Annotated in this window: 10 protein-coding genes; 2 read left to right on the top strand and 8 right to left on the bottom strand. The window is 63.4% G+C overall.

Annotated features, from left to right (window positions below):
• The coding region (locus HMPREF1136_RS03420) for a histidine phosphatase family protein (RefSeq protein WP_034504717.1) at window positions 1-614 on the top strand (614 nt) is incomplete at its 5' end.
• A gap of 71 nt (window positions 615-685) precedes the next feature.
• Here HMPREF1136_RS03420 and HMPREF1136_RS10260 read toward each other — a convergent pair.
• The 8 genes from HMPREF1136_RS10260 to HMPREF1136_RS03380 form a co-directional block, all read right to left on the bottom strand.
• A complete protein-coding gene (locus tag HMPREF1136_RS10260; protein WP_009647931.1) occupies window positions 686-1249 on the bottom strand; it encodes a septum formation family protein in 564 nt (187 codons plus the stop codon).
• A 189-nt stretch (window positions 1250-1438) separates the two neighbouring features.
• Window positions 1439-1972, bottom strand: coding sequence for a septum formation family protein (locus HMPREF1136_RS03410; protein WP_009647934.1), 534 nt, complete (start codon window positions 1970-1972; stop codon window positions 1439-1441).
• A 181-nt stretch (window positions 1973-2153) separates the two neighbouring features.
• Complete coding sequence (locus tag HMPREF1136_RS10255) at window positions 2154-2687, bottom strand: septum formation family protein (protein ID WP_009647937.1); 534 nt, start codon at window positions 2685-2687, stop codon at window positions 2154-2156.
• A 187-nt stretch (window positions 2688-2874) separates the two neighbouring features.
• Window positions 2875-3324: a septum formation family protein gene (locus HMPREF1136_RS03400; protein WP_009647939.1), complete on the bottom strand. Its 450-nt coding sequence runs from the start codon at window positions 3322-3324 to the stop codon at window positions 2875-2877.
• 178 nt (window positions 3325-3502) lie between these two features.
• A complete protein-coding gene (locus tag HMPREF1136_RS03395) occupies window positions 3503-3955 on the bottom strand; it encodes a septum formation family protein (RefSeq protein WP_009647932.1) in 453 nt (150 codons plus the stop codon).
• A gap of 180 nt (window positions 3956-4135) precedes the next feature.
• Window positions 4136-4564 (bottom strand): septum formation family protein, encoded by a 429-nt coding sequence (locus tag HMPREF1136_RS03390; protein WP_009647938.1) that lies wholly within the window; start codon window positions 4562-4564, stop codon window positions 4136-4138.
• Window positions 4564-5628 (bottom strand): inorganic phosphate transporter, encoded by a 1065-nt coding sequence (locus HMPREF1136_RS03385; protein ID WP_009647936.1) that lies wholly within the window; start codon window positions 5626-5628, stop codon window positions 4564-4566. The genes HMPREF1136_RS03390 and HMPREF1136_RS03385 overlap by 1 nt, the downstream gene beginning before the upstream one ends.
• A 3-nt stretch (window positions 5629-5631) precedes the next feature.
• Window positions 5632-6264 carry a DUF47 domain-containing protein gene (locus HMPREF1136_RS03380; protein ID WP_009647933.1) on the bottom strand — a complete coding sequence of 211 codons (633 nt, stop codon included), beginning with the start codon at window positions 6262-6264 and terminating at the stop codon, window positions 5632-5634.
• 371 nt (window positions 6265-6635) lie between these two features.
• Between HMPREF1136_RS03380 and HMPREF1136_RS03375 the strand changes: the two genes are divergently transcribed.
• A complete protein-coding gene (locus HMPREF1136_RS03375; protein WP_009647935.1) occupies window positions 6636-8474 on the top strand; it encodes a phosphoenolpyruvate carboxykinase (GTP) in 1839 nt (612 codons plus the stop codon).
• The last annotated feature ends 17 nt before the right edge of the window (window positions 8475-8491 follow it).

The raw sequence follows: 8491 nt of genomic DNA, 5'->3' as shown, positions 1-8491 counted from the left end.
CACCCCGCCCCGCACCCACCCCCGCGATGGTCGCCTCAGCGGCAGCGCGCAGGGCAGCGCAGGTGGAGCGGGCCTCGTCCCTCACAGCTGAGGCCGCCGCGCACCCCGCAGATCCGCCCCTCGGACGTTTCGGTGTGCGCCAGTCCTTTGACCTCATCGACCTGTTGAGCGCGTTCGGCGTGGACCGCGCGTTCGCATCCCCGAGTGCCCGCGCGCGCCAGGTGCTTGCGCCGTGGGCTGCGGTCGGCGGTGGATCGGTGACGCTCGTGGAGGCCCTGGGTGTGCCTGTGGGGGACGAGGCTGGGGCTGATAAGGACGCCGACGCTCGAGCCGGTCGGGTGCGTGCCTTCGCGGCGCAGCGCCTGCGTGAGCAGGCCGGTGCGACTCTCCTGTCGGTCACGGGTGCCGCGCGCGACCTGATCGTCGAGGAAATCCGCGCCTACGGATCGAGCACTATCGTGGGTGCGTCGCCCGTCTCCCTGGGGCACGGACAGATCATGGTCGCCCACGTCGAACAGGGGACTGACGGGCCGGTCGTCGTCGCCGTTGAGACGCACAGCGTCACCACCAAAAACCCCGCCGTCCCGACGCGCAGAGCCTCCAGGCGGCACTGAGTCGCCCGCGTCTCATCCACGCTTGCGGCGGCCTGGCATAAGCCGAGCCGCCGCGAGCGTGAATCAGAGGATCACAGGCGGGAGTCCTTCACCGAGCGGGTGAGGGTACTGTCGTCGGTGTTGTGGGCGTAGCACACGATCGCGCGGTCACCACCGGCCCAGCTACCGGACGTCGGATACATGCCGCCGAACGCGAGCGAGGAGGTCGCGTAGGACGAACCAATGTAGTCCTGGAAGGCATTCTGGCACGCGTCCTTTGCTGTGTCGGACATGGCGTCCTCACCGGGGAACGTCGCGTTGGTGAGTTCAACGACGTAGTACACCTCGCCCCAGTGAGGCTGTGAGCAGTCGAGGGTCTCCACATCCACATCGGTGTCGACGTCCGGCTGGTTGAAGCACTGGCCGAGCTTCAGATCGATCAGGTAGGTGCGGGCGGACGCAACGGTGGGGGTGCTCGTGGGCTGCTTCGTCTTGTCGGGTGAGCTGCTCGGGGAGGCGGACGAGGAGCTGCGCGAGCTGGGGGTGTCCTCGTCATCGTCATCCTTATTGCCGAAAGGCAGGGCGGAACAGGCGGACAAGCTGAGCATGGCGGCACAGGTCGCGAACGCGAGGGCGGGGCGGGTAAAGCGGGACATGATGCTCCTTGGATGATGGGAACGCGACCCCGGAGAGGCCGTCGCATTCGCGGCGGGCGCGTGGAACACCCGTCGACGCGTTGTGTTCACTATAACAATGTCAGTACCGATCGGTAAAGGAAGGTCATCACCGATACGCAAGCGGCGGCCCGGCCATGGCCGAACCGCCGCGTGACGACAACCCGCACGTCACAGATTGGAGTCCTTGACCGACTGGGTGAGCGAGGGCGCCTCCAAGGGGACGGCGACGCAGGCGATGACGTGCTCGCCGGCATCCCAGTTGGTCGCGTTCGGGAAGTACCAGGTGGCATCCAGGGAGGATTCCTCGTAGGGCGTACCGACGTACTCCTCGAACGCAGGGGTGCACGCTTCGAAGGCCATCGTGTTGAGTTCTTCGAAGTCGGGCAGGGTTTCGGCGTCGATCGGCGCGAGGGCGTAGACCTCACCCCAGTGCGGTGCGGAGCAGTCGACGATCGCCAAGCCGTCGGCGGGATCGGTTGGCTGTTGGAAGCACTGGCCGACGCTTAGGTTGCTCAGGTTGGTGCGCGCGTCGGAGGGGATCTCGGACGCGTTGGTGACGGGTGCCTCGGCGGAGGTACCGGCCTCGCCGGAATGGGTCGTCGAATCCTCCGAGGAGGTGGACGACGAACTGGAACAGGCGGACATGCTCAGGATGGCAACGCAGGCAGCGACAGCGAGCGCGGGGCGCGCGATGCGGGACATGATTCTCCTCAGGGTGGTGGGAAAGTAACCAGAGAATGGGCCACGAGGCCGTGGCGGACTCTCGTGATGATCGTTGGGCCGCGCTCACTATAGCAACGTGTGTGCCGGTAGGTACAAGCCGTCAAAAGTGGTGGTCCGGCCGGAGCCGAACCACCACAAGCGCAAAGCCGACCAGGCCTCGTCACATGTTGGTGTCTTTCATCGTCGTCGTGAGCTGACTCTCGTCTCTCGTGAAGGCGATGCACTCGACCCGTCGATCACCGGCTGCCCAGGTTTCCGGGCTGGGCAGCCTCCAGATGTAGTCCAACGCGGAGTTTTCGAAGGGGCGCCCGACGTAGGCGGTGAAGGCTTCGCCGCACGTTTCGTCGCTCACCTCTTCGAGCGTGTCCTCGGAGGGCATCGTGGTCATGGTCAGGTCAAAAGTGTGGATCACCTCGGCCCCGTGCTCTTGCGTGCAGTCGACGAGCTCGAGGGGGACGCCTTCCTGAGGGGCCGCGAGCAAACACTGTCCGAGCTGCAGGTACCCGGACTCGTACAGGCCACCGGAGGAACCGGATTGCGCGGTGGGAGCGCCGCTCTGTGCGCTCGTCAAACCGTGAGCGTCGGAGGAGACGCTATTGCCCGAACCGTCGGTCGACGCGGCGGAACAGGCGGACAGACCGACAGTTGCGATGCAGGCGCACAGGGTCAACGCGGGGAGCAAAGCGCGGGACATAGTTCTCCTAGAGAATGGGGGGAGTGACCCCGATCAGCGGGTCACGAGGCCGTGGCGGGCATGCGGACCCGCAGGTGCGCGTGTGCTCGTCGGCGCGCTTCGCTCACTATACAACAATGTAAATACCACTCGGTCAAGGAGAGTGACCAGAGTGGTTAAAGGGCCGCGAGCGGTCAAAAAGTACCTGTCACATGCCGGAATTGCGTACCGACTGGGTCAGCTTGTCATCCCCGGTCGGAACAGCGATACAGATAATGTCACGGTCACCGGTTGCCCAGGTCGCCTTGGTCGGCGAGAAAGCGGTGTAATCGAGCGACGTTTCCTCGGGAGTCGATCCGACGTAGGCCTCGAAAGTGTTGTAGCAGGTGTCGAAGACCAGGTCATCCATCTCGTCGCGGGACGGGAGTGCTTGTCGATCAATGGCGGTGATTGAGTAGATTTCGCCGGTGTGTTCCTCGGTGCACTCGGTCGTGGTCACCGAGTCCACCTGGGTGCCGATCGGAACAAGGACACATTGTCCGACCGTGAGCTTGGTGCTCTGCGTGCGCGAGCCGAACAGTGACGAGCAGGCGGACAGCGTCAGGGCCATGATGACGGCGGTGCCCAAAGCGAGTGCGCGACGCGGAGAGCGGGACATGGTTCTCCTTGAATTGACGGAAGCGAAGCAGTGACGGGATCGCGAGACCGGGAGCGGATGTGCGAAGACCCACCGTGGTCCTGTGCACACTATAACAACGCAGGCCGTCGTTGGGGAAAACGGGTGGTGCCCGGCTCACTGGCCGGGCACCACCCGAAAACATCATGTGACGGTCGGACTACATGCCCGAGCCCCTCACGGACTGCGTCAGCGTCTTACCCTCAGCCGGGATGACGATGCACACGATGTCGCGGTCGCCCTTGTCCCACGAGTTCTTGGTCGGGAACATAGCAGTGACGTCGAGTTCGGTCTCATTGGTGGCCGAGCCGACGTAAGCCTCAAAGTTATCGTCGCAGGTGTCGGAGGTAAGTTTCTCGATCTCCGCGCGGGAAGGGAGCGTGTCCTGGGTGAGCGTCAAGATGTAGTAGACCTCGCCCGTGTGCTCCTCGGCGCAGTTCGCCGTGGTGATGTCACCGACCTCGTCGTCGTCCGGCAGCTGAATGCACTGGCCGACCTTCAGTGACGTGCTGTGCGTCTGGTTGCCGAACGGCAGAAGTGAACAAGCGGACAGGGATAGGCCCATGGCGGCGGCGGTGCCGACGGCGAGCATGGAACGCAGTGCGTGGGACATGGTTCTCCTTGACATCGTGAGAATGAGGTGATGATGGGATCGCGAGGTGGTGGCGGGCGCGAGGATACCCACCGCGGCACGGTGGTCACTATAACAATGCGGAACGCCGTCGGTAAAAATGGGTGGTGCCTGGCCCATCGGCCGGGCACCACCCATTGAGAGTTGAAGACCCAACAAATCCTACAGGCCCGAATCCTTCACAGACTTGGTGAGCTTGGAATGATCCAGCGGCCTTGCGAGGCAGGTGATCGAACGATCATTTTGCGCCCACGAGTCTCTCGTCGGAAGCATCCACGTCGCATCCAGCGTTGAGGTTACGTAGTGCGACCCCACGTAGTCATCGAAGTTGGAAATGCATGCCTTCTCGGCCGCGTTGTTGAGCGCAGCCTCGCCGGGGAAGTCCCCGTCGTCGACGGATGTCATGTAGAAGACCTCGGCGTCGTGCTCGCTGGTGCAGTTGGTCGTCTCGACCGTGGTCGCGGTCTTCTCTTCGGGCAGGAGGATGCACTGGCCGACCTGCATGTGCATGACGGAGGTGTCCGAGCACGCGGTGAGTGGGGCAACAAGGGCGAGAGCCGCGACCAGGCCGATCAGACGAGAGCGAGCCACTAGTGGACTCCCAGCGGCAGAGCGACCAGGAGGTACACGACGCCTGACACCAGGGCGGCGGCGGGTAGCGTCAGGAACCATGCGATGACGATGTTGCCCGCGACGCCCCATCGAACTGCCGAGAAGCGCTTCGTGCAACCCACACCCATGATCGCCGTCGACACGACTTGCGTCGTCGAGATGGGGGCGTGGATGACGTAGGAGCACAGGTACAGGACCGAGGCAGACACGGCCTCGGCCGTGAAGCCACGAGCCGGATCCAGGTCGATGATCTTACGACCGATCGTGCGCATGATGCGCCCGCCGCCGGCCATCGTGCCCAGCGAAATCGCCAGAGCACCCGAGATCTTCACCCACAGGGGCACGTTCATCTCGCCCGTGATCGGATCGAGGATGTTGTGTGTTTCTCCGTAGCCGCCGGCCAGCAGGGCCATGACGATGATGCCCATCGTCTTCTGCGCGTCCTGGATGCCGTGACCAAGGGCCATGGCAGCCGATGAGAAGCGCTGCGCTGCACGGAAGCGGCGCATCGTGCGGTGATACTGAGCGTTACGCAGCAGCCACAGGACGAGCTTCATGACGAAGTAGCCGATGACAAAACCGACGATGGGGGAGGCGAACATCGGAATCACAACGTGGCTCATGATGCCCCACCAGTGCACCATCGTGCCCGATAGGAGGCCAGCGCCCACCATGCCGCCGATGAGGGCGTGCGAGGAGGATGATGGGAGACCGAACCACCAGGTGATGAGGTTCCAGATGCAGGCACCCAGCAGCGCTGCCAGGATGATGACCAGGCCTTTTTGCTGCATTTCGGGAAGCGGGGATTCGGCGTAGTCGGAAATTGAGATGATGCCCTTGCCGACGGTCTTCGCGACGGCGGTGCCCATCATAGCGCCGATGACGTTCATCGTTGCGGCCATGAGGAGCGCAGCACGTGGTGTCCACGCACGCGTCGACACCGAGGTCGCGATCGCGTTCGCTGCGTCGTGGAAGCCGTTCGTGTAGCTGAAGAACAGTGCGACGACGATGACGACGCAGACGAGGATCAGATTGAGATCCACGGCTCAGGATTCCTTCAGTGCGAGGGACTCGATGATGCCTGCGAGTTCCTCGAAGGCATCAGCACAGGATTCGAGGCCCTGGACGATGTCCTTGAGCTTGATGATCGTGACCGGGTCCAGGCCCGAGTCGAACAGAGCCGTCAGGGTGCGGCGGTAGGCCAGGTCGCCCTCGTTCTCGAGGCGGTTGATCTCGATCCAGTAGTCGCGCAGGTCCACCGGCGACTTCAGCTTGTGCATGTTCTGCGCGGTTATCTCCGCGCAGTTCTTGATGACCTCGATCTGCGTGTTGAGCAGAGAGACCAGGGAAGAGGGGATGTCGGCAATGCCGTAGACGACGAGGAGATCGCCGGCTTCATCGATGAAGTCGAGGCAGTCGTCGAGGTGGGACGCCAGTGACTGCAGGTCTTCGCGGTCGAAAGGCGTGATGAACGAGGAGTTGATGCGCTGGATGATTTCGTGGTTCAGTTCGTCACCGCGGTGCTCAACCTCGTGGAGCTGATCGCGCAGGGCGATGCGTTCCTCAGGGGAGGCAGCATAGATGTGCGTCAGGATCTCGACGGCCTGCTCAAGCTGGCGAGCCTGCGAGGTGAAGTCTTCAAAAAAGTCAGGGCCTTGGGTCTTGTTTCGGAATCCCATGGTGTATTCGGTCCTTCCAATGGTGAACGGCACTGTTGTGCTACGAATAATCGTCGGTCATGGGGTGGTGTGACTTCAAGTTCAGATGCGCTTTTGCCGCCCAATGGTCATGGTCTATCTCACGGTTTAGGATGTGGGCTACTCTTCGGTCCCATTCGCGAGGTCGGGGTCGGCTCGACTGGTTTTGTTTTGCCTTGTGGGTGGGCAGAAGGTCCCTGCCGACCGGGCGGCGTGTGACTCGTTCGACTAGGATTGAGATGTGACCGGGACCAAGCGCCCGCAAGCGTGGGCATCCGTTCCGGCATGATTGATTCTGTCAATCGGGGACGCATATCGCGGCCTCGACAATCCGAAATGCCTCAGGAGGCAAAATGTCCGTGACTGAACAGGACGTGCGTGCAGCGGCTCCGGCCAACGCTCCCGAAGATGTCATCAAGTGGGTTGCTGAAATCGCTGAGCTGACCACCCCTGACGCCGTTGAGTTCTGCGACGGTTCCCAGGAAGAGTGGGACCGCCTGACCTCTCAGATGGTCGAGAGCGGCATGTTCACCAAGCTCAACGAGGAGAAGCGCCCGAACTCCTTCCTCGCTCGCTCCAAGCCTTCCGACGTTGCGCGTGTTGAGTCCCGTACCTTCATCTGCTGTGAGAAGGAAGAGGACGCGGGCCCGACCAACCACTGGGCCGACCCCAAGGAAATGAAGGCCACCCTGCACGAGAAGTTCACGGGTGCCATGAAGGGCCGCACCATGTACGTGGTTCCCTTCTCCATGGGTCCCCTGGGCGGCCCCATCTCCCAGCTCGGTGTTGAGATCACCGACTCCCCCTACGTTGTTGTCAACATGCGCATCATGACCCGCATGGGTGCTGCTGCCATGGACCTCATCAATGAGGGTCGCGTGTGGGTTCCCGCCGTCCACTCCGTCGGTGTTCCTCTCGAGCCCGGTCAGGAAGACTCGACTTGGCCCTGCAACGATGAGAAGTACATCACCCACTTCCCGGAGACCAACGAGATCTGGTCCTTTGGTTCGGGCTACGGCGGCAACGCGCTGCTCGGCAAGAAGTGCTTCGCTCTGCGTATCGCTTCGACCATGGCCCGCCGCGACGGCTGGATGGCCGAGCACATGCTCGTCCTGCGCCTGACCCGCGAGTCCACCGGCCAGCAGTTCCACGTCACCGCCGCCTTCCCGTCGGCCTGTGGCAAGACCAACCTCGCCATGCTCCAGCCCACGATCCCCGGCTACAAGGTCGAGACCGTCGGCGACGACATCGCGTGGATGCGTCCCGGCCCGGATGGCCGCCTGCGCGCCATCAACCCCGAGGCCGGCTTCTTCGGCGTCGCCCCCGGCACCTCCTACAAGACCAACCCCATGGCCATGGAGACCGGCAAGGCGAACTCCATCTTCACGAACGTCGCTCTGACCGACGACGGTGACGTGTGGTGGGAAGGCATCGACGGTGACGTTCCGGCGCACCTGATCGACTGGCACGGCAATGACTGGACCCCCGAGTCCGGCGAGAAGGCTGCTCACCCGAACAGCCGCTTCACCGTCCCCGCCTCGCAGTGCCCGATCATCTGCCCCGACTGGGAAGCCCCCGAGGGCGTTGCGGTTGACGCCGTCCTCTTCGGTGGCCGCCGCGCCACCAACGTCCCGCTGGTTGCCGAGCAGTACGAGCCCGCCCACGGCGTGTTCATCGGTGCTTCCGTGGCCTCCGAGGTCACCGCCGCTGCGACCGACGTCAAGGCCGGCTCGCTGCGCCACGACCCCTTCGCCATGCTGCCCTTCTGCGGCTACAACATGGCCGACTACTGGGGCCACTGGCTGGAGATGCAGGACAAGCTGGGCGAGGGCTTCCCGAAGGTCTACCAGGTCAACTGGTTCCGTAAGGACGAAGACGGCAACTTCATGTGGCCCGGCTACGGCGACAACGCCCGCGTTCTGGACTGGATCGTTCGCCGCGCCGCTGGCGAGGTCGAGGCCATTGACGGTGTGACCGGTCGTTACCCGAAGTTCGAGGACTTCAACCTGGATGGCCTGGACATCGACGAGGCCGTGTGGGCGAAGCTCTTCGCGATCGACCCCGACGCCTGGGCCGCCGAGATGGACGACACGGAGGAGTACTTCTCGCAGTTCGGCGACAAGCTCCCCGCCGCCATCACCGAGCAGCTGGCCAAGTTCCGCGAGCGTATTGCCGCCGCGAAGCAGGCCTGATCGACGCGGATCTGTGG

Origin of the sequence: Actinomyces sp. ICM47, from assembly GCF_000278725.1 — a bacterium.
GTDB lineage: Bacteria > Actinomycetota > Actinomycetes > Actinomycetales > Actinomycetaceae > Pauljensenia.
Note: the sequence above shows the minus strand (reverse complement) of the source record. Positions and strands in the feature narration are given on the sequence as shown.